Annotated in this window: 18 protein-coding genes and 3 pseudogenes; 8 read left to right on the forward strand and 13 right to left on the reverse strand. The window is 53.5% G+C overall.

The window, feature by feature from the left end; genetic code table 11:
• Nucleotides 1–129 precede the first annotated feature (129 nt).
• Together nfsA and HB675_RS20925 are read left to right on the forward strand one after the other, a co-directional pair.
• Nucleotides 130–951, forward strand: coding sequence for an oxygen-insensitive NADPH nitroreductase (nfsA, locus tag HB675_RS20920; RefSeq protein ID WP_213881046.1), 822 nt, complete (start codon nt 130–132; stop codon nt 949–951).
• A gap of 361 nt (nt 952–1,312) precedes the next feature.
• Nucleotides 1,313–1,558: pseudogene (locus HB675_RS20925) on the forward strand (IS256 family transposase); the annotation flags it as partial.
• A 508-nt stretch (nt 1,559–2,066) separates the two neighbouring features.
• Here the strand turns inward: HB675_RS20925 and HB675_RS20930 are convergent.
• From HB675_RS20930 to HB675_RS20955, 7 genes are all read right to left on the reverse strand, one after another.
• The gene (locus HB675_RS20930) at nt 2,067–4,439 is read right to left on the reverse strand and encodes an AAA family ATPase (RefSeq protein WP_213881049.1); all 2,373 of its coding nucleotides are present in this window, start codon (nt 4,437–4,439) and stop codon (nt 2,067–2,069) included.
• Complete coding sequence (locus HB675_RS20935) at nt 4,436–5,062, reverse strand: ABC-three component system middle component 1 (protein ID WP_213881051.1); 627 nt, start codon at nt 5,060–5,062, stop codon at nt 4,436–4,438. Before HB675_RS20935 ends, HB675_RS20930 begins: the two co-directional genes overlap by 4 nt.
• 74 nt (nt 5,063–5,136) lie before the next feature.
• Entirely contained in the window at nt 5,137–6,570 is a 1,434-nt protein-coding gene (locus tag HB675_RS20940) for an ABC-three component system protein (RefSeq protein ID WP_213881053.1), read from the reverse strand.
• Between the two features lie 494 nt (nt 6,571–7,064).
• On the reverse strand, nt 7,065–7,190 hold the full coding sequence (locus HB675_RS26000; protein WP_256737630.1) for a hypothetical protein: 126 nt from the start codon (nt 7,188–7,190) through the stop codon (nt 7,065–7,067).
• A 207-nt stretch (nt 7,191–7,397) separates the two neighbouring features.
• Nucleotides 7,398–8,324: a sugar ABC transporter substrate-binding protein gene (locus HB675_RS20945; RefSeq protein ID WP_213881055.1), complete on the reverse strand. Its 927-nt coding sequence runs from the start codon at nt 8,322–8,324 to the stop codon at nt 7,398–7,400.
• 99 nt (nt 8,325–8,423) lie between these two features.
• Entirely contained in the window at nt 8,424–9,212 is a 789-nt protein-coding gene (locus HB675_RS20950) for a TIM barrel protein (protein WP_213881057.1), read from the reverse strand.
• The gene (locus HB675_RS20955; RefSeq protein WP_213881059.1) at nt 9,209–10,231 is read right to left on the reverse strand and encodes a Gfo/Idh/MocA family oxidoreductase; all 1,023 of its coding nucleotides are present in this window, start codon (nt 10,229–10,231) and stop codon (nt 9,209–9,211) included. The genes HB675_RS20950 and HB675_RS20955 overlap by 4 nt, the downstream gene beginning before the upstream one ends.
• Before the next feature lie 196 nt (nt 10,232–10,427).
• Between HB675_RS20955 and HB675_RS20960 the strand changes: the two genes are divergently transcribed.
• On the forward strand, nt 10,428–12,434 hold the full coding sequence (locus HB675_RS20960; protein ID WP_213881061.1) for a sigma 54-interacting transcriptional regulator: 2,007 nt from the start codon (nt 10,428–10,430) through the stop codon (nt 12,432–12,434).
• A gap of 52 nt (nt 12,435–12,486) precedes the next feature.
• On the opposite strand, the pseudogene HB675_RS20965 reads toward HB675_RS20960, so the two are convergent.
• Nucleotides 12,487–12,585: pseudogene (locus HB675_RS20965) on the reverse strand (aldo/keto reductase); the annotation flags it as partial.
• A 96-nt stretch (nt 12,586–12,681) separates the two neighbouring features.
• Here HB675_RS20965 and HB675_RS20970 point away from each other — a divergent pair.
• Nucleotides 12,682–13,551, forward strand: coding sequence for a hypothetical protein (locus HB675_RS20970; protein ID WP_213881062.1), 870 nt, complete (start codon nt 12,682–12,684; stop codon nt 13,549–13,551).
• A 487-nt stretch (nt 13,552–14,038) separates the two neighbouring features.
• Here the strand turns inward: HB675_RS20970 and HB675_RS20975 are convergent, their stop codons facing one another.
• Nucleotides 14,039–14,998: a PDR/VanB family oxidoreductase gene (locus HB675_RS20975; RefSeq protein ID WP_154951044.1), complete on the reverse strand. Its 960-nt coding sequence runs from the start codon at nt 14,996–14,998 to the stop codon at nt 14,039–14,041.
• Nucleotides 14,999–15,008: 10 nt separating this feature from the next.
• Nucleotides 15,009–16,040, reverse strand: coding sequence for an aromatic ring-hydroxylating dioxygenase subunit alpha (locus tag HB675_RS20980; protein ID WP_154951041.1), 1,032 nt, complete (start codon nt 16,038–16,040; stop codon nt 15,009–15,011).
• Between the two features lie 76 nt (nt 16,041–16,116).
• Here HB675_RS20980 and HB675_RS20985 point away from each other — a divergent pair, with 76 nt between their 5' ends.
• The 4 genes from HB675_RS20985 to HB675_RS21000 all read left to right on the forward strand — a co-directional run bounded on the left by HB675_RS20985 (nt 16,117) and on the right by HB675_RS21000 (nt 18,842).
• Entirely contained in the window at nt 16,117–17,097 is a 981-nt protein-coding gene (locus HB675_RS20985; protein ID WP_240055811.1) for a LysR family transcriptional regulator, read from the forward strand.
• Nucleotides 17,098–17,279: 182 nt separating this feature from the next.
• Nucleotides 17,280–17,939, forward strand: coding sequence for a M24 family metallopeptidase (locus HB675_RS20990; RefSeq protein ID WP_122708955.1), 660 nt, complete (start codon nt 17,280–17,282; stop codon nt 17,937–17,939).
• Between the two features lie 28 nt (nt 17,940–17,967).
• Complete coding sequence (locus HB675_RS20995) at nt 17,968–18,321, forward strand: gamma-glutamylcyclotransferase family protein (protein WP_122708954.1); 354 nt, start codon at nt 17,968–17,970, stop codon at nt 18,319–18,321.
• 92 nt (nt 18,322–18,413) lie between these two features.
• Nucleotides 18,414–18,842 carry a TOBE domain-containing protein gene (locus tag HB675_RS21000; RefSeq protein WP_122708953.1) on the forward strand — a complete coding sequence of 143 codons (429 nt, stop codon included), beginning with the start codon at nt 18,414–18,416 and terminating at the stop codon, nt 18,840–18,842.
• A gap of 123 nt (nt 18,843–18,965) precedes the next feature.
• Here HB675_RS21000 and HB675_RS21005 read toward each other — a convergent pair.
• From HB675_RS21005 to HB675_RS21015, 3 genes and pseudogenes are all read right to left on the reverse strand, one after another.
• Nucleotides 18,966–20,080: pseudogene (locus HB675_RS21005) on the reverse strand (IS66 family transposase).
• Between the two features lie 63 nt (nt 20,081–20,143).
• Nucleotides 20,144–20,479 (reverse strand): IS66 family insertion sequence element accessory protein TnpB, encoded by a 336-nt coding sequence (tnpB, locus tag HB675_RS26005; protein WP_345945785.1) that lies wholly within the window; start codon nt 20,477–20,479, stop codon nt 20,144–20,146.
• On the reverse strand, nt 20,476–20,793 hold the full coding sequence (locus HB675_RS21015; protein WP_154951035.1) for a transposase: 318 nt from the start codon (nt 20,791–20,793) through the stop codon (nt 20,476–20,478). The genes tnpB and HB675_RS21015 overlap by 4 nt, the downstream gene beginning before the upstream one ends.
• Nucleotides 20,794–20,879: the final 86 nt, after the last annotated feature.

Below are 20,879 nucleotides of genomic sequence, written 5' to 3' on the forward strand. Positions count from 1 at the left end.
CGTTCCCAGGTGCTCAACAGCGCGACAGGGTCAGTGCAATGTTGCTCGTAGGGTGTATGAAACTTCCTGCGGGAGGCGTGCCGGCCTCGCGGGGATTTGATAGCCTCGGTCTCTATTTGGAGATCTCGAATGACAGTCAACGCACAATCGAAACTGGCTGCCCGCTATGGCGCACCTGACGTGTCGCCGCTCAAGACCTGGAACGACACGATCGATCAGCTACTCGACCATCGCAGTGTTCGCGCATTCACTGATCAGCCACTGCCCGACGGCACCATCGAGACCTTGGTCGCCGCGGCGCAATCAGCGTCGACCTCGTCAAACCTGCAGGTGTGGAGCGTTGTCGCTGTTCAGGACAGCGATCGGAAGTCGCGTCTCTCGGCATTGGCAGGACACCAGGCATACATTCGCCAGGCTCCTCTGTTTTTCGTTTGGCTTGCCGACCTTTCGAGGGTCGCTCGAGTAGCTGAGCAACAAGAGGTGGAACTGGAAGCAGTGCCTTACCTTGAGAGCCTGTTGCTCGGCACGATCGACGCCGCCTTGGCCGCCCAGAATGCCGTGGTCGCGCTGGAATCACTTGGGCTAGGCAGCGTGTACATCGGTGCCATCCGAAACGATATTGAAGGCGTGGCCAAGGAGCTTGGCCTTCCGCCGCAGGTCTATCCCGTTTTCGGCCTCTGCGTCGGTTATCCGTCTGCCGAGCGGCCAGCACAGGTGAAGCCAAGACTGCCGCAAGGCGCAGTGCTTCACCACGAGACCTATTCGGCGACCGCAGATGTAGAGGCGGTGGCTGAATACGATGAGCGCTTGGGGGCGTTCTACCAGCGCGAGGGGATGAAAGCTTCCGGGTGGTCGGAGCAGGTGGTCAATAGGCTTCGCAGTGTTTCGAACCTTCATGGGCGGGAAGAGCTTGTTGAGGCGCTGAAGCGGATGGGGTTTGGATTGCGCTGATCGGCCTAGCGTCGTGCTGTCGGACGGGCATGGCTCGCTGTCGAGGCTGAGTTTACCGCAGGTGTTTGAGAGTGCAGGGGGGTTAGAGCGCCTGCAGCTCTTTTGCCTGCGGTGGCCAATCTGAAGTTTCAGAATGACGGGCCGTCAGGGCTCCCAGGTTTGAAAGTCAACTGGGGCTGGGCTGGGCTGGGCTGCCGACAAAAGCACAGATGTTGAATTCAGCAGGATCGTCGTAGGCCCTAGGGATGCTCCGATCAACCTGCCGCGCAGCGATGGCAGGCCGTAATTCACCAGGCACGCAGCGCTATTGGGGGTGTCAGAAATTTTGTGTTCGGGCCTAACATGAGCAAGAGGTGCATGTATGCCAACCAAAAAGAAATCTGAGCGCCAACCGGTGCGGGAGCTGCCGAAGCTTCCAAAGGAACTGCTGGATCAACTCCCTGAAACGCTGATGACCGCTGAGGCCATCGAGGAGGCTTCTGCGGCCTTCAAGAAAGCGCTGATTGAGCGAGCCCTAAATGCCGAGCTTGGCTATCACTTGGGTTATCCGTCGGGCGCGCAGCGCCCGGAGGATGAAACCAACCAGCGCAACGGCAAGACTGGAAAAGTGCGATGAATCAGTTTGCGATTCTGTACGGGGATCGGTCCATCAGGCCGACCTGGTGAACATCAGGGCCTGCCTGACGACAGGCCATTATCGGCCCGCAGACAAAAAATCTGACAGTCCCGTCATCGGGCCCCTCATAGGATTTAACAAGTGGGCGATGTCAGATGTTCATAAGCGGCTCATGAGCCTGAAATTACTGACTAACCGCTCTAGAAATTAACACGCCTGTTCATCGATTGATGTTCATAGACCTAGTTTTCTCCGCCGTCCTTACCCTCGTCGCCCCAACCTCTGGCGGTCCCAGTTCAGTTGCTTCGTCCACGCAACCTAAACGAACATCGCTGACAGCAATAGATTGCAGCGGTGCGGCCCTCCGGTTGAAGTACCGCTTTTGCCTGTCAGCCCGTCCCCGACGGTAAGATCTCCATCAACACAGAGATTTTTTGTAGGGGACGCAGGAAAGCGGTACAAGGGAACCGGCAATCTAAGGACGACTAGCGAGCTTCAACTAGGAGTCCGTGCTGTATTTGAAACTATTGCTTGGTACATATTCTCTGCGCTGCATTAGGTTCACGATTTTGACGCTCTCGCTATGCTTGATGTATTTATATGTGAAGTATCTTGCAACTTTATCTTCATGAGTGGAGAGCACGATTTGCTTGTCTTGGAAGTCGTTGCGTAACAGCTCGACCAATGAAGACATGTTGATGTCATCCATCGTCTGAACCGGGTCATCGATTAAGATGGTTCCAAATTTTTTGGAATAAACACGGTGCAATGCTAACGTCAATGCGATTACAACAGCAGAAATTTGACCTGAACTCATTGTATTCAGAATGTCGTGGTCGCTCTTCCAATCCGAGACGAGTCGCACATTTTTTAGCTCATCCTCACCTGTTGGATCTTTAATGAATATGCCCTGACCTATTCCAGCTTGGTGGCTTTGGAGGATTTTGCCTGAGTAAATATAGAATGGGATTTCAATATCTGTAATGAGATCCTTTCTGTATTTTCTGATCTGAGATCTGACAATAGTAATGAGGTCTCCAGTGTCGGAGAGCGCCCGTTCAAGAAGCGAGTCATTTTTTTGAAGCTTTTGCAGTTCAAGAGCATGCGCTCTCATGTCGTTGCCATACTGCTCTTTTATGTAAGTTTCTTTCTGCGTGAGGAGATCTATCGGGTAGGTTGTTAGCCTTTCAGCGGTTTTGTTGAAATAATCTTTGAAGATACGGTCTAGAGTTGATGATGTATGGGTTTCGTAAAAGTTATCTGGTGCCGGTCCGACTAGCTTTCTTATTCTTTCGCACAATACATCTGTCGCTTCGGCAATGTATCTATCGCGAGCCGCGATGGGAAAGTCCTCAGCGAGGAGGTCTTCATGCTCAATGTTCTCGGTTATCAGCCATTGCCGTATATTTTCTAAGCGATCTTTAGATGCAAATGCCTCTGCAAGTTTGTTCAGGTCAGTCTGGGTAGGCTCTACATTTATTTTTAAGTAGACCACGCAGGCGTTGAGCAAGTCTGCCAGATGGTGCTTGGAGAAATTTTCCCGAGCAGCTACGGTTGCTTTATCTTTATCTGAAAGCTCACTACGGAGTAAATCGCCATGTTTCTCGACAGCTGCTTTCAATGCGTCGTGAGTGTTATGGTCGTGGCCACAGAAGAAACATGAAGTTTCGGTAGGGGTGACGTCTAAAGCGGGAGACAGTTTGGAGTGGTGGTTCAGGATTTCGGTGTAGACTGAACTTACGCCCTTGTTTTTTGAAATTAAGGTGTTAAGTGATGTCAAGGCATCACGGAACTCAGCTCTACCAGGCAGCTTGAGCACAGTGTACAGATTTTCTAAGCGGGAGTTTTTAAGTATGTCGCTAATGTCTTCCTGTTGAAGGATATCATATGAATTCTTAACTTCCTGATAGGTCTTGCTATAGTCTTGATAGCCATGGTAGTTCAGGTGTGTGCTAGCATAGCCTACGTAAAGCTCAAGCAGGTTGCGTTGGTGCAATGCTGACTGATAATGGCGATTTCTCAAGTAGAAGTCATTGTGGCTTACTAGCCATTTTATGGCTTCAATTTCGGCGAGAGATGCGCTCAGCCTTTGTTCGGTCAGTTCGACTATTGTTTCAAAATCCCAATAAGGGGAAGTGTTGCTCTCGGACAGCCAAGGGAACGCATACTGATGTGACTCTGTCGGCTCAATTGTGATTGGCAACTCGGGATCGAGATGGTATAAGCGCTGAAGTTCAGAGATTCGATTAGTTATTGACTTTTTAGCGACGTTGATTTTTTTTTGTGCGCTGGTGAGTTTTTCTAGGTTTTCGTCAGCTTCACGCGTGTCTCCAAAAAGCTGCGCAAGCTCAGTTGCACGCTGAGTTTCATTGTTTGTTTTTAAGAATCTTGACGTTTCTTCTTGCTGCACATAGTGGAATAGCAAAAAGTCTCTGGCAAAATCTTTGCTGTCAAAAAATTGTTCAAGAACATTTTTTTTTGCCGGCTGGGCACTGCCATCGATGATCTCATTGAGCTCCCACAGTTCTGCGAATCTCGCTATTCGCTTCGAGGGGCCGGTAATATTGCTTTTGAGTTTTCGTTGAAAAATTCTTGTGTTGGAGTTTTCGTCTTTGAACTCTAACAATATTTCAACCGAAGAGGCATTTCTATGTGCTACAACGATGTCTGCAGGGTTTTGGCGGTTATCCAGGGTGATGAGTCTGCTGATATTTCCAGTTAGCGCTAACTCGACGGCATCGAATACCGAAGTTTTACCATATCCATTCGGCCCATCCAGCAGGATCAGCTTGTTCCCTTCGAAGTCAATAGAGTAAGGTTCGCCGCCGAAAATTTTAAAATTTACCAACCTAATTCTGGTCAAGAATATCATAGTTCGACACTCCAGATTTTCATCACCTCATCTAATATATTCTCATCATTCCATTCGGTTTCTATGGAAATGATTTCTTTGTAGATTGAATTAAGTCCAGGTATGAGGTTATTTTCAATGTCTAGTGCGAGATTGCTAAGTTTTTGCTCTTGAGGAGTGTAGATTAGGAAGGGTAGTTTGAGGATGGTCTTAAGAACTATCGAGTACAGGCCCTTTGTGGAGCTTTGCTTGAATTCGAGGAAATTTTTGCCCCCATTAGCATTCAAGATGTTATTGACTACATCGTTGGTTATCTCTTCCAGCCCGTTGCTTGAAAGATAGGTCTGCAAGGCTAGCAATTCACCCGTGGAGTAGGTTAGGACATTTTTCTTGAAGTTGTAGGGGTCTTCTTCCAAAGAAAATATTGTTTCTTTACTGATTTTTATCGCTTCATGGCACACAATCATCGTGCAGTTCTTTTCAAAGAAGCGTTCGGTTTTACCTGAGTTTCGAATTTTTTCAAAAATAGTTTGAGCTTTTTCTTCCAAAAGCAGCATGGCCATTTTATTGTCTTGCTCTTCGGCTCGGAGCGAGACGAAGTATTCTTGCTTGCTCTCGTCACTGGCTTTAAAAAGCGTGATCATAAAATCCGGCTCATCGAGATCGAGGTCAATCCGTTGATAGCCATTGTTAGAAATGATGTTATTTATCAGATTTATCATTTGGCTAGCTTAATCTTGGCTTTGTTAAGTGGAATAACGCTAATGCTTTTAAATGTCTCTGTTCTTTTCAAGCGTTGATCAGAATCGATCTCTATTGGCGCTTCGGTATTTTTTTCAGCATCCGGGTAGAAAATGTGATTTATTTCTCCGCAATGAATCAAGTTTTCAATTTCGTATAAGAGTTCGGACAAGCAAGGGTTCGAGTGCATCTGCTTTGAGGTTAAATCAAACCGTCCATTGTTTGTAATAGTGGTGGGAAGAAAGTTTTGGAATGGAGGTGTGCTGGAACGATAGGTGAACTGATAGCGTGCGGCGTTTGGTGTAGAACTAGCGATGTCTACAGAGTGTAGAATCTTGAGCAGGTAGAGACGTATGCCCTCATCGTTATAAGTGAAAGCGTTACTTGTGTTACTTGCATCATCCAGGAGCAAATGGGGTGAAAAGCTTCGATAATACTCCCAGAGCTCACGAGGATTTAATGCAAGCAAAATGGCGCAAGCAGCCTGAAGGTTACAAGGCTGATCATTGCCTGCGTCAGGATAATCTACTTCATCACTCATGTATTGATCGATTTGATATGAAAATCTTTCCTTGAACTTGTATGCCAGATAGTCCTTGCTGATGTCTTCCAAGTCGGTCTCTAGTACGAGAATCAGCGCATCAATTCTTATCGAAAGTTTATGTTCTTCGGCTTTTGTTTTGTGGCGATCGATAATATGCCTGTCGATCATGCCGAGGTAGTGGTGAAAGGCCTTGTCAAGATGATCGTCGGTAACGATTTTTTTGCGAGCTTTAAAGGCAAGACTGATTTGATATTTTATTTTTTTGTTGATGTCGTCTAGGTCGCAGTATTTTTTCTTGTCGTCATACTCGTAGCTCGCAACCCTCCTCAGGGCATCATTTTTTTCGATAAGAATCTCCTCTAAAATGGCGTACAGTTCATCCGCCGACTTAGTAGGAAATGCGTTGCGTAAAATCGCTGAGATTTTTGTTATTTTCTTCGAGTCTGAAGCCGCTTTCCCTATCGTAGTAGCGACTTTGTCAGCGCTATCTTGGTACTCATTACAAATGAGGATAAGGTCATTTTTTATAGAGTCGATCAAAGAAGTGAAATTGGGTCTGTTGTTGATGACCTTCCAAGTGTGGACGAAGCCAGAGACGGTTGGCTGTTTGTAGAGTTCAAGAGTAATTTCGATTAGCGCATTTGAGTATTTCTCGAAGGTACTCTTGTTGTAAGCCTTCACTTGATGAATTGAGATCGATTCATCATTTCTCTTGATTTCAAAGTCTTCTGTTGACTCAAGCATAAGGCTATATGCTGAGAGATCTGTGTCGGGAGTTTCTCTGTTTATCAGGACTAAGGCATAATAAAGCGCTACTTTTCCCTGGTAGTTGAAACCACTCCAAGAGGGTGACGCATCGAAAGCCATTAACAAAATCTCCGGCACCAATGTCTGAATGAGTGCGCAGGTGGAGCTATCGAATGCTTGTGCCTCAGCGCCTCCCTACGCGAAACCCAATACTAAGCTAGCTGGGTAGCATAATGCTATCTTTCGTGAGGGGATTTTGAGGTGTAGCGCTACTACTCCTAGCCTGTCGTTGAGGTCTTAGAAAAATAGACCAAGACTGTAGCGCGCTCGTAGGTTTTTTTAGCGCAAGAGCTGAGGTTAAGTTGTTGCTGTCGACCCGAAATTACCAAGTTGAACCTGTTGGTGTGGGAATATATTTTTAACTGCTCAGTACCCAGCGTCGCCTACGTATTGGGTGCTTTTCAGGCTCCTGGCGTGGCGCGTGAGCCATGTCTAGCGCGCTCCCGCCCAGTGCAGGGTGCGCTTACCAGAGCTGTCGTAGTGGTAGCTCAGCCACCTCCTTATCGCCGAGCTCGGGGACAAGGGGCACGCCAGCTTGCTTTAGGAGGTCGCAATCAACGGCTGAACCCCTTGTGGATATTGACCGTCAGCACTTTGATGACGGTCACTGCGGGGGCATCCGCCGGCAACAGTGTGGCAGGCGCCGCTGTGGCGGCGCCGGGGTGATCCTGAATCTGCATGGGTAACGCTCCTGGCGGGTCATTCACAGCCGCGCCCTGGCAGGCGGCGGGCAGAGTCGGCTTGCGCCAGAGCCACTGGGTGCAGTGGCTCAGGTTTTGGGACTGAATGGCTACCGGGAAGTTTCAGTGGGGCGCTTGACGGTCGTGGGCCTAGGGGGCGCAAGCTCTGTCACAGACTGAAAGCGGCGTCAGTGATCGTTTTTGAGGCTACTGGTAACGTTGCTCGAATATGGCCACTTGTTCCGGGGTGATCAGCTGAAAGGGCACCCAGACATCCGTCTCGACCGGCTCACCTTTGATCATCTTGATGGCCGCTTGCACGGCGGCGGTGGCCTGGGCCTTGGGGTCTTGAAAGACCGAGGCGATCAACATGCCGTGCTTGATTGCCGCCAGCCCGTCGGGGAGGCCGTCGATGCCGACAATCGCAATCTCGCCCTTGGCTTTGCCGGCCTGTTGCAATGCCATGGCGGCACCGATGGCCATCTCGTCATTGTTCGCCACGATGGCATCAAACCGGGTGCCCGCCAGCAGCCAGTTGCTGGTCAGGTCCATGCCTTTGCTGCGTTGCCATTCCGCCGTTTGTTGCTCAACGATCTTGATGCCGGGATAGTCCTTGAGCACTTGTTTGACGCCTTCGGTGCGGTCATGGGTGGCGTTTTGCGCGAGGTCGCCCATGATGATCGCGAGCGTGCCCTTTCCACCGAGTTTTGCCGCCAGGTAGCGCATCTGCAATTGCCCGGCCTCTATGTCATTTGACGCCACGGTGACCACACCCTTGGGCAGGACGCGTTCGTCAGGGTGGCGGTTGACGTAGACCAGTGGCGTTTTTGCCTCGACGGCGGCGCGGGTAATGTTGGCGGTGGCAGCGGTGTCCACGGGCAGGACGATCACCGCGTCGACTTTCTGATTGATAAAACCCTGGACTTGATTGAGTTGGCGCACCACGTCGCCCTGGGCGTCCTCAAACTGGATCTGGACGTTTTCCTTTTTGGCGGCGTCCTCCAGGCCGCTGCGCACATAGGTCATGAAGTTATCGTCGACCCTGGCAATGCTGACCCCGATACGATAGCCGGCGGTGGCCCATTGGCTGACGACCATTAAAAGTGCGGCAAAAAGCAATGTGCAGCGGCGCATGATGGTATCCCTTTTGTTGTTATGGGTTGAAATTCATCAGAATCGAACGTGCAGATGGCGGCCGCGCCTTGGATCAGCGTGCGGGCGCACCACCAGACATCAGTCCAGCGTAAAGGCCTGCCGAAAGCGTTCGAGCGCGGTTTCACTGTTGCTGCTGGCCCACCCCTCCAGCCCGACCACACCGGTATATCCCATGCCGAACAAGGCTTTGGCGATGGCCGGGTAATGGATTTCGCCCGTGCCCGGCTCCATGCGTCCGGGCACGTCGGCGACCTGAATTTCCCCGATAGCGCTGCCAGCGCGCTGGACCAGTTCGATCAGGTTCCCTTCGCCGATCTGCGCATGATAGAGGTCCAGGTTCATCTTCAGGTGCGGGCTGCCCACGGCTTCGATCAGCGCCAGGGTGTCTTCGGCACGGGCGAACGGCGTTCCGGGATGATCGACTTCGGTATTGAGGTTTTCCAGCAGGAATACCCGGCCGGCGTCTTCGCCCAGGCGGGCGATTTTTTCCAGGGTCTTGCAGGCGCTCAACCACATGCGGCCAGTGGCGTGGGCCACGGGTTCGACTGGCAAGCCTTTGTCGCCCAGGCCAGTGCCATGCAGATTGAGGCTCGGACAATTCAGTCGAGCGGCGACGGCCAGCGACTCCCGTGCACTGTCGAGCAGGTGCCTGATGCCTTCGGGGTCGGTCAGGTTGCCCGAGATGTAGCCGGTCATCGAGGTGAAGTCGGCGCCAGTGGCGACTAGGGCCGAAATGTCCTTGGTGGTCCAACCCCATATTTCGGCGCTGAAGCCCAGTTCATGTATGCGTTTGACGCGCTCGGTGAACGGCAGGTCGAGAAACACCATTTCGGCACTGACCGCCAGTTTGAACGGTATGCAGCTCATGGGCGGCCGCCTTGCACACGCACCACTTTGCCCTGCTGGAACGACTCGATGCAGGCGCGGGCAATGGCCAGTGCCGCGCGGGCATCCTCGCCACTGGCGATTGGTTTTTTGCCGGTACGCACACAGTCGACAAAGTGGTTGAGCTCGGCTACATAAGCGTCACGCAGCAGATCGGTATCCAGGCGTTGGGTATCGCTCTGGATGCCATTGGCCAGATAGCGAACAAGGTCAGAGTCATTGACGGCGCCCATGGTCAGCATGCCGGCGCCGCCGAACACTTCCCCTCGAACATCGTAGCCATAGACCGCCTGGAAGTTCGCTTCGGCCGTGGCGATGGCGCCGTTATCGAAGCGGATCGTGACCACAGCCGTGTCCAGAAAGCCTTTGCTCTTGTAGTCCGGTGCAATCAGCGCATCGGCCATGACAAAGACCTCGACCGCTTCGGCACCGGGATTGAGATAGCGCAGGGTGTCGAAGTCATGGATCAAGGTTTCGAGGAAAATCACCCATTGCGGTGAGGCAGCGGGGTTGTTCAGCGCTGGGTCGCGTGTCAGCGAACGCAGCAGCTGTGGCGTGCCGATGCGGCCTGCGACCACATCCAGGTGCGCGGTGCGAAAGCTTTTGGCGAAGCGGCGGTTGAAGCCTACTTGCAATGTCACCTGGGCGTCGGCAGCGGCGGCAATGGCGCGGTCGGCCTCGTCGAGGGTAACGGCCATGGGTTTTTCGCAAAACACCCCTTTGCCGGCCCGGGCGGCGCTGATCACCAGTTCGGCGTGACTGCGCGCGGGGGCGGCGATCAACACACCGTCAATGTCGGGGTCGTCAAGCAATTGCAGCGGATCGGTGTAGACCTTCTGCACACCCAGTTCGCTCGCCAGGCGGGCAGCCTGGCCTGGCGTAGGATCGGCAATAGCAGCCAGGCAGGCACCCGGAACATGTCGCGCGGCCGTCAAGCCGTGAAAGCTGCCCATGCGCCCGGCACCAATGAGGCCTAAGCGGATGATCTTGGATGTATCCATTGAATGACTCCTTTTTTATTGTTGTTCAACAACTCGTCAGCGGGGCATGCCTCGCTTGTACAAGGTGGAAGCAAAGGCTGTGCCACTTTCCAATTGGTTGATAATCATGGAGTTACGCGAATAGACCGCAAATAGATGTTCATTTATCAGACATGTCTATACTAACATGTCAAGAATATGAACATAGGTCGAAGCAGTGATCACACAGTCCCTGGCTTTCAGCGTGCAAGACCTCGATTACCTCACCAGGCTCGACCCCGCGTCGCTGAGTGATGGACCGATTGCCGAGCTGGAGCAGGCTTGGCTGGCGTGTGTGAATGGACGCATCGACCGGCCTGTCGGAGTCAGGCAGGTGATTTGGGATTCCTGGCGGCGCAGTGTGAGCGCCGGTCTAAAGCCTGAGGACGGTGATTACCGCTTTGTCGACTCAGCCGACCTGTCCGCGACGCTGGCCGCCAACCGAGTATTGATTGCGGCAGCGGCGGAGGTCATGCGGGGATTGCTGGCGTACAACCCTAGGGGCCATATCAATCTGACCGATGCGCAAGGCACGACGCTGTATTTCTGTGGGCCCGACCTCACGCCCGTGGGAAGTCGGCTGCTGGAGTCTGTGCAGGGCACCAACTGCACGGGGCTGGCGTTAGCCGAAGATCGGTTGGTCTACGTGTTGGCTGAAGAGAACTTTGCACTGGGCCTGCGTAGGCGTCGTATGCATTGCGCCGCCGCACCGATCCGAGATGCCCAGGGCCGGACGCTGGCGATGTTGACCCTGACCGCTGAGCCGGGGTGGTTTCATTTTCATACGCTGGGCACCGTCCAGGCTGCTGCCGAAGCAGTCTCGCGGCAAATGGCCTTGCAAGCCTTGCTGGAAGAGCAACAGGCCGTGCTTGAGGTGTTGAACGAAGGGCTTGTCGTACTCGATGAGCAGGGGTGCATCAAGGCGCTCAACCGCTATGCCCGGCAACTGTTTCGCGTGGGCCGGGACCTGCTGGGCAGTGCGTTCGGGCGCTTGGGCCAGAGCGACCTGACTGATGACATCCTGCTGCGTGGCGGCGAAGGGCTGCGGGACCTGGACTGCACGTTCGAGCTGCATGACCGCAGCCATTTGGCTTGCCTGGTTTCGGTATGTTCGCTGGAGCAGGGCGGGCGCGTTGTGTCTTTACGCGAGAACCGCCGCATTCGCGAAATCACCCGGCGAATCATCGGCACCCAGGCCAGCTACACCTTCGACACCATTCGGGGCAGGTCGCAAGCGATTCAGGATGCGTTGCACTTGGGTCGGATCGCCAGTCGCAGTGATTCGACGACTTTGATTCTCGGTGAAAGCGGCACGGGCAAGGAGCTGTTCGCCCAAGCGATTCATAATGCCAGTGACCGTTGCAATGGTCCGTTTGTGGCGGTCAATTGCGGGGCCATTCCACGAGACCTGGTGCAGAGTGAATTGTTCGGCCACGTAGAGGGCGCCTTCAGCGGATCAGCTCGCGGTGGTTCGGCCGGGAAATTTGAATTGGCTGATGGCGGAACAATTTTCCTCGATGAAATCGGTGACATGTCTTTTGATGCGCAAGTCAGTCTGCTGCGTGTCTTGCAGGAAGGCGAGGTCACGCGCGTCGGAGCGAAAAAATCCCAGCAAGTGAACGTGCGCATCATCGCCGCCACCCACCGCAACCTCAGCCAAGCGGTGGCCGATGGCGCGTTTCGTGAGGACCTTTACTACCGGCTGAATGTGCTGAATCTGACGGTGCCGCCGCTAAGAATGCGCCGTGAGGATGTTCCGTTGCTGGCCCGCCATTTTCTAAGCCGTTGCAACCGCTCGCTACGCAAGTCGGTACAGGGCATATCGCCGCAGGCATTGGATATTCTGTCGGCCTACCACTGGCCTGGCAACGTGCGCGAGCTGGAAAACACCATTGAGCGCGCGACCAATCTGGCGGTGACCGAACTGATCCAGGCAGGTGACCTACCGCTTGAAATCCAGCAGCGATCGCGGCCATCGGCACCCGAAAATTGGCCTGAACCCCAAGCAGTCAAGGGTCTCGAGACCTTTGAAATGAACGCGATCATCGCCGCCTTGCAGGATACCGGTGGCAATATTCGCCGGGCTGCCGAACAGTTGAATGTGTCCCGCGGCGGGCTGTACAACAAGATGACTCGGTTCGGGCTGAGTGCCGATGCGTTTCGTTCAGTGCCGAGGCTGCTCTGAGGTCAGGATCTGCAACGGAATATGAATGCGATGTCATGCCTGATTGAAGTTCGCGGCGGATCGCCTCGACCCCAGCGCCAGACATGCCGAAGTGCTTGACCTTGCCTTTGGCTATCAGCTCTTTCACCGTACCGGCGACGTCCTCGATAGGTGTTGTCGCTGACCGAAAACTGACCTAGTAGAGGCTGTTCTGCCGACTGAAAACTGACCCAGGTGTTCAACTGCTTCTGCCCACTTTTTGAGCACCGTGGAGGAACAGCGCCTGCACGGATTCGTCGGTGCTGATCTCCTCAAACTCCACACTAATAATGATCCAGTGACCCTGCCTTCTATACTTTACTTGGTTGGATTTTCAAAAATTCCTAGCAAGGATACATACGAGCAACTCCGTAAAGACTTAGAGTTGGGCGGCCGTACTCTGATCGTACTGAGCGAATGCCATATGCCTCGTGTCATTGGGACTACGAGAACGCTTTGGGATGCGGAGTGTGATTTTCTTAGGAGGATTAGCGATGATTTAGCCGAAGATCCAGTGGAATTGTCCGAAGCTCTTAAGGTGCGCCTTGAGAAATTCGAAAAAAATGAATTTAACTCAGATGATCTATTCTTGCCGTCGCCTTCAGGTGAAGCCCTTAAGTTGAGGGACACGTTTGCCTTCTGGTCAGGCTTGGGAATAGACCATACGATATCTACTCAGGCCGATGTATATTGGACGATTCAAGCGATTTTGCATGATATGAGGAGCAAACCTAATGGCGCAGGCTTAGCTAGTATCTACCATTCAACAGTTATAAGCCCTGCGTGCTTCGATAGATACAACGACGGAGTAATTCAAGCATGTCTTCTCAGGGCTGCTACGGCAATAGAGTTGAACTACTCAGTTAGTGATGACTTTAGTCTGAAGATGATGGACTTTCTGATTTCGGTAATCGAAGGGTCAGCTGAGGCGCAAGGTGAGGGGGCGCTTGAGTTTCTCATGGCTATGTGTCTTGGTCACCTCCGTATCAATACTGAACACTTAAGAGAGTTGCTTGCAAGAGTTAAGTCGCTTGAGGTGAGTGATGACATGGTGCTGCTTTTGAATCAGTTGTCAAAACAGCTGCCTTTTAAGGGTTGATTTTAGTATCTTAAGCCCGGCTTACGCGGGGCTTAAGATGGGCGACCACAGTATCCTGCTGACCGTCTGTAAGCGGATGGCGAACACACCTAACCTTTTGCGTAATTGCATGACTTGACCAGTCGTTTGCATTCGACTTAACCAGCAATGAATCGGAACTACGGCGCAGGTTTACTCTCTGGATACTTGCCCATATTAGATGGTGGGTCGAATCGATATCCTCCGCTCCCGACACATTCAGGCTAGTGGAGGGCTCGCCCGCTAGTGCCCTGGTCGCTAGGAACGACGCGCAGCACAGAGACAACGCACACATGAAATGAATTTTCCGCAACCGTTCCTTGTCAACGATCTGATCTGGTTGTCACCGCAGGAACCCGCAAGGCACGATGAGGCAACCTGCTACAACGAGCTGTACCGACTTACGCAGGTCACTCCCAACACTACAAAGACATTCGTCAAACCCACGTCCGGATAGCTAATGAAAAAGCTACAAATCCAGCACCAAGCGATCTGAGCGGCTTCTCGAACAACAAAGCGTCATCCGGTTGTTCAACGCATGTTCCTCATCAGTCATCACCATGTCTAGGTGTTCGGGCTCCCCAGAAAGTACGCCAGTCAGGCATGCGCCGCACATCCCCTGCTCGCAGGAAACTGGCACATCCACACCTGCATCGAGCAATACGCGGGCGATGGATTGTTCACCATGTACCGTGTACACGGCACCGGTCGACTTCAGTTCGATTTCAAATGTGTCGGCCCCCACGTCAGCTATTACAGCGGTGGGTGAAAATGCCTCCTTGATAATGCGCTCAGGGGCCCATCCAGACAGCTTCGCACTTTGTTCCACATGCACCATGAACTCAGCGGGGCCACAGAGATATACGAGTTGCTCAGCGCTAGGACGTTGCAGATCCTCTGGTAGATATTGTCGTGGACTACGTCCGGCATAGCTTTGATGAAGATGCACTTGTGACGTACCCAGATAGCTTGCCAGCCTCTCGCCGAATGCCACATCCGCCAAGGTGCGTGTGTAGTAATGCAGTGAAAAGGACAGCTGCTTTCGGTCTAGCTCTGCCGCCATCGAAATTAACGGCGTAATACCAATTCCTGCCGCGATTAATATGTAGTGCCGGGCTGGTTGCAACGCGAACAGATTGCGCGGTAGGGATATTTCAAGCTCGTCCCCCACCGCCAGATGCTCATGTACGAATCGCGAGCCACCACGCGATGCCGAATCAAGTTTTACGCAAAGCTCGTAGTGATCGTCCATGAACGGGGCACTGGCGATTGAGTATTGCCGAATCAATCCGTTGGCCAGGAAGACATCGACATGCGCACCGGCTTCGAAGCCGGGCAGTGTCTGGCCGTAGATCGGCTCCAGACGAATACTGATGTTTGAAGCGCCTTGCGCCGCCATTTCAGTCACTTTGACCTTCAATCGTGTCATGGCCTATTCCTCAGCTCAAAAAGAACTGGCTAAGACCCTGACTGCGTAGCCCTCTGCGGTAGGCAATCGAACTCATGTCGGCGGGTATGTGAACCTCCAGCGCAGGATCCAGCGGAAGGCGTTCGGGTTTTTGCGATTCGACAATCAGCCGGTCTTCTTCGAACACCCGCAAGTTGAAGGCGTGCGTATCCTCCACAGGCAGATCTTTGTCAAAATTACGGGCAATAGGCGCAAACATCCGTGTGACCTTTGCCGAGACTGGAGACGCAGCATTCATGATAACCAGGCGCCCGTCATCCGGAAAATGCACCGTCAGCGTGGCTGTAAACGGTAGATGAACTTCGAAATGTCGCAACCAGTTAAAACCGTCAGGTGCTCTGCCATCGACCCCAATGGGGTAGTTGCCCACGGTGCTGCGATAATGGGTTTCAAAGCCTTTTGGCGTTTCGACTGGACGGTATGGCGTGATTTCCGTGTTGTTAGGATCACCAAACGTCTCGGTGTGAACGAAGCCAAAATGCGCGACATCCAGGAATCCTTCTACCTGGCGTCCGGCAAACGCCTGGATGTCGATGCTTGGGCATACGATTTGTTGAAACTCGGGCTCATCCCAATGTGGCATTTTCGGGATATCTACGGTGTCTTCTTGTGGATCGAGACACGTCCAGACTAGACCATAGCGTTCAACTGCCGGGTAGGTAAAAAGCTGCATGCGAGAGGGGATAGCAGCGCTGGGACTGGCAGGGACTTTGTTGCATCGACCGCCATGACCGAAGCGCAAGCCGTGGTAAGCACAGACCACGCCCTGGCCATCGCTTTTGCCCATGCTCAGCGGCACGCCACGATGCGGGCAAACGTCTCGTGCCACCACCAGATCATCGTCGATTCGGTAGATCACCAACGGCTCGTCCAGCAGCATGGCCTTGATTGGCTCTGCTTGCACGGCAAGGCTTTGCGCGATGGGATACCAGTGTGCCGCCAGAATGCGCCAGTCGCTTTCGATGAAGGTGCAATTGAGTGGGAGTGTGCGGTCTTTGATCATATCGAAGAGTCTCATCAGCTGTGGGGTACGGCCCGATTCCAAGCGCTCTCAGGCGCATTTGCGATGGACTTTAGAATTGTGGCGTGATGAACTCAAACACCGTTTTTTCATCATCGCGTTGCAAAAAAGGCAACACATGTTCCCGTTCTCACGTTTCACCCGGTATTTCGTGGAAGTCGCCAACCACCGCAGCATCCGCCGCGCGGCGGAGGTTCTGCACGTGTCTGCATCGGCCATCGACAGACAGATCCTGAAGGCTGAAGAAGAACTCGGCGTCCCGTTATTCGAGCGGCTGCCAAGCGGGTTGAGACTAACCTCGGCAGGCGAGCTGTTGTTGACCAATGCACGCCGCTGGCAGAAGGACTATGCCCGCACAAGGGAGCAGATCGACGAAATGCAGGGTTTGCGAAGAGGTCATGTAGACATTGGGCTAATCGATGCGCTCAGTGAGGGCATCGTTGTCGAAGCGGTGGCCGCGTTGATGAAGGAATATCCCGGCCTGACCTTCGGGATGAAAGTGGCGGATAACCAGAAAGTCGCGCAAATGATCGCGGCAGCTGAGGTCGATTTCGGCTTTGTACTGGATGCAGTGGCCAGCGCAGATCTAAGCATAAGCGCCAGCACGGAGATCAAAATGGGCATCGCTATGCCGATCTCCCATTCGCTGGCCCGTAAGTCGAGCGTTCGACTCAGTGAAACCCAGAACGAGACCGTCATTTTCCCAGCCGAGCCTTTAGTCGTGCACAAACACGTACGCGCGTTGCACAACCAATTGCAACTCGATGTCAGGCAGCGAGTGGCCTGCAATGACTTGCGCATGATGCGTTCGCTTATCCGTCAAGGGGTGGGGATTGGTATTCTTTCATGGCTCGATGTCGCCAGTGAGGTAGCGGAAAACACTATCGCTTTCGTGCCGCTTACCGGGATACACGTCAGCCATCCGGTGTTGTCAGTCTGCGTTGCGTCCCATCGCCAGCTTTCCAGAGCCGCGCTTTTAGCGCTGGGTGACTTGACGGAGCGAATGACAGCGTTGAGCAATCTTCAGTCGACACGTTGATCACTTGATCGGCATAGGCGCAATGCGTTGAATTCCTAGACGCCTTGGTCGATGGCTGCGCTTGCACCGATCAGATCCACCAAGGCGTTTCCATTTCGTACAGGCCTGCTGCTTTCTGTTACCGCGCGAATCGCTATATAGTTATCAATATAACGATAGACTTAGATCCAAGGAGAAACTCGTTGAACGCACAACCCAAAGAGGCCGTCGGCACGACCTACAGCATCGACTCCATGCGTCACGCTCAATCAATGACATGGCGTGCGATCCGATTGCTATCGCAACAGATTCAGCCTGGCATGCTGGAATCCGAGGCCAGAGAGCTTGGAAAGCAGGTGCTGGCGGGGCTGGAGATGCAACGAATCTGGCATCCATTGCTGATCCGCTTTGGCGCTAACACGCTGAAGACTTTCAAAGAGCGGTCTGAGGGTGACCCGGTACTCGGCGAAGACGATATTTTTTTCATCGACATGGGTGCTGTGTGGCAGGGCCACGAAGGGGATGCGGGCGAGACCTTCGTCACGGGCGCAGATCCGGATATGAAGGCATGTGCGATTGCAGCCAAGACTCTGTTTGAGCGGGTTCAAGCACTCTGGAAAAATGAACGCGTTGCCGGGCTTGAGCTGTATCGCTACGCCGAAGATCAGGCCAACGCCATGGGCTGGCGGTTGAACCTCAATATCAAAGGCCATCGGGTAAGCGATTTTCCGCACGCAGTTCACCGTGGCGGTGACCTTGGAGACTTCGAGCAGTGTCCGAATGCCGGGCTGTGGATTCTGGAGATCCAGATCGCCCATCCAAGTAAGCCTTACGGCGCGTTCTATGAAGATTTACTGGCTTGAACATCTAAACCTTACTGAAGAGAACGTAATGAAAGCGTCTACCGAATTCCCCGTGCTGCTCTTTTCGTACGGCACTTTGCAAGACAAAGCAGTGCAACGGGCAAATTTTGGCCGGGAACTGACTGGTGAAGCTGATCAAATGCTTGGGTACTCGCAATCATGGGTCGAGATCACCGACCCCGACGTGCTTGCAGCAAGCGGGAAGACTCATCACCCGATTATCACCCCAAGCCACAACGACGCAGACAAAGTAGCAGGCACTGTCTTCCAGATCGACGAACAAGAGCTTGCCGCTGCCGATGCCTATGAAGTCGCAGATTACAAACGCGTGTCGGTTGCGCTGGCATCAGGATTGACGGCTTGGGTATACGTTCAGGCGTAAATTTTCTCTGCGCGCTATGGTTGTATTCACACAGCGCAAGTTCCGATCATGAGCGACAGTTTTTAATCCCCCAGATGAAAGGAAGTCGTTCGATGAAAGTCAGTGCACGCAACGTGTTCAAAGGTACGGTGAGTGAACTCCAGGAAGGTGCCGTCAATGCTGAAGTAGTGCTGACCCTCGCGGGTGGTGAGCAATTGGTGGCGGTCATCACTATGGCCAGCGTCAAGAGCATGGGTATAGCGGTGGGGAAGGAAGCGGTCGCTTTGATCAAAGCTCCCTGGGTAATGCTGATGACCGATTCCAGTGATATTCGTCTGTCAGCGCGTAATTGCCTGGAAGGGATGGTCATCCGAGTCAGTGAAGGCGCGGTCAATTCTGAGGTGGTAGTTCAACTCCCAGGCGGCGCTGAAGTGTTTTCTATCGTCACTCGCGAAGCTGTAGAGGAGTTGGGCCTCAAGCCGGGAGCCAGCGCGACCGCAGTGATCAAAGCTTCCCATATCGTGCTTGGCGTACCCGCCTGATTTTTCTAACAGCTGTCCACTGGTAGGAATTTCGTAGTCATCCCGCCACGTGCCATTTTAGAAAATCCACCTTCCACTCACAGACAGCTCGGGATAAGCGGATGGGAACACACCTTGCGCATATCAGGCAGGTGTCCACTGATGCGGAAGTAGCTGCTCAATCTCGCTCGCCCGCTGCGTCGGCAAGCGCGTCAGCACATCTTTGAGATAGGCATACGGATCATGCCCATTCATCCGTGCTGACTGGATCAAGCTCATGATTGCTGCCGCCCGTTTGCCGCTGCGAAGCGATCCGGCAAACAACCAGTTGGAGCGCCCAAGTGCCCACGGTCTGATCTGGTTTTCGACTGGGTTGTTGTCTATGGGGACGGCCCCATCTTCCAGGTAGCGCGTCAGCGCTACCCAGCGTTTAAGGCTGTAATCCAGGGCTTTGGCCGTCGCTGATCCGTTGGGCACAAGATCGCGCTGGGTCAGCATCCAGTCTTGCAGTGCTTTCGCCAATGGCGCTGCTTTTTCCTGTCGTATTCGACAGCGCTCCTCGTCACTCATGTTTCGCGCTTGGCGTTCAACTTCGTACAAGCCGCCAATCGAGTGCAGCGCCTGTTCGGCCAACTGGCTTTTATTCGCCACGTGCAGATCGAAAAACTTGCGTCGGGCGTGTTCGCCACCATCACATGAGCCAGCAGGCCTGCTGTTGGGATGCCCTTATCGATCACTTGGGCCGGCACCGGTGCCTGGATCAGCGTTTCGCACTGACGGCAGGCCCATTTCCCACGCACATGCTGTTCAACGGTGAACACGCCCGGTGTGTAATCCAGCTTTTCGCTGACATCCTCGCCGACGCGCTGAAGGTGGCAACCGCAAGTGCACTGAGTGCTTTCTGGTTCATGATGAATGACGGTGCGTGGGAACTGCGGCGGCAGCGGTGCGCGCTTGGGTTTCTGGCGCGGCTCTTCTGGAGCAGAAGCCGGAAGCAGTGCCGTCAGCTCAGCGTCGATAGCCTCAAGGTCGGTGTTAAGCAGGTCGTCGAGCAAGCTGCCTTGCTCAGGACTGATCTGCTCGCTGCGCTTGGCAAATCGATGCCGTTTGAGGATTGCGATCTCGTGGGTCAACTGCTCGATGATGGTGTCATCGCGGTGGCTCTTTCTGCCCATGGTGTCGACCTGCGACATCAACTGCGCAGCGAGTGCACGCAGTTGGTCGGGGGGCATTTGGTCGAGATTGGGCAAGGAAGTCATGCCGTGGATTTTACCAAAGCAGACCGCCTGCGGCAGCAGGCTCAGACGTTAATTACAGCCTTTTTAAAGTATCGTGATTGCACCGCCAACGCCAACACGCTGCCACGCAAGCCCAAGTACCAGGGCCTGAAGTTGCTCGCTATCAAGTTCCAGCTCGCAACCTTGTCGAATGCCTGGCCACTGGAACTTCCCCTGGTTCAACCGGCGTGCCGCCAGCCAAACACCAATCCCATCATGCACCAGCACTTTCATGCGATTGGCCCGACGATTGGAAAACAGATAAGCGCAGTGCGGCTTCGCCGCACCGAACACCGCAATTACTCTGGCCAATGCGGTCTCGGTACCGGCGCGCATATCCATGGGCTCGGTGGAGAGCCAGATGGCGTCGATACGGATCATTGAGTGAGACCACGGACAAAACGGGCACAGCCTTCAGGATCGGAGATGGGCCATTTGACGGTGAGGGTTTGCTGACCCAGTGATAGCTCGACGGTCGCTAGCGCTTCGACCTTTCGCTTTGGTTCCACTTTCAACGGAATGAACGCAGGCAGCGTGCTGGCTTGCTGATCGCTAAAAAGGGGCAGCCATCGACGAACTACATTGGCGTTGATGCCGTGGCTCATCGCAATGGCCGCGACCGAAACACCGGGCTGCTGACATTCTTTGACGACCTGAGACTTGAAGGATTTCGGATAAGACTTACGTTGGCGCATGACGATCCTGACATTAAGGGTAATTGCGTCCGCTTAAATTTACGCGGACACAATCGCCCTTAATGCAGTAGTTCGGAAGGTGTGTT

Source organism: Pseudomonas sp. dw_358 (assembly GCF_018449655.1).
Taxonomy (GTDB): Bacteria; Pseudomonadota; Gammaproteobacteria; order Pseudomonadales; family Pseudomonadaceae; genus Aquipseudomonas.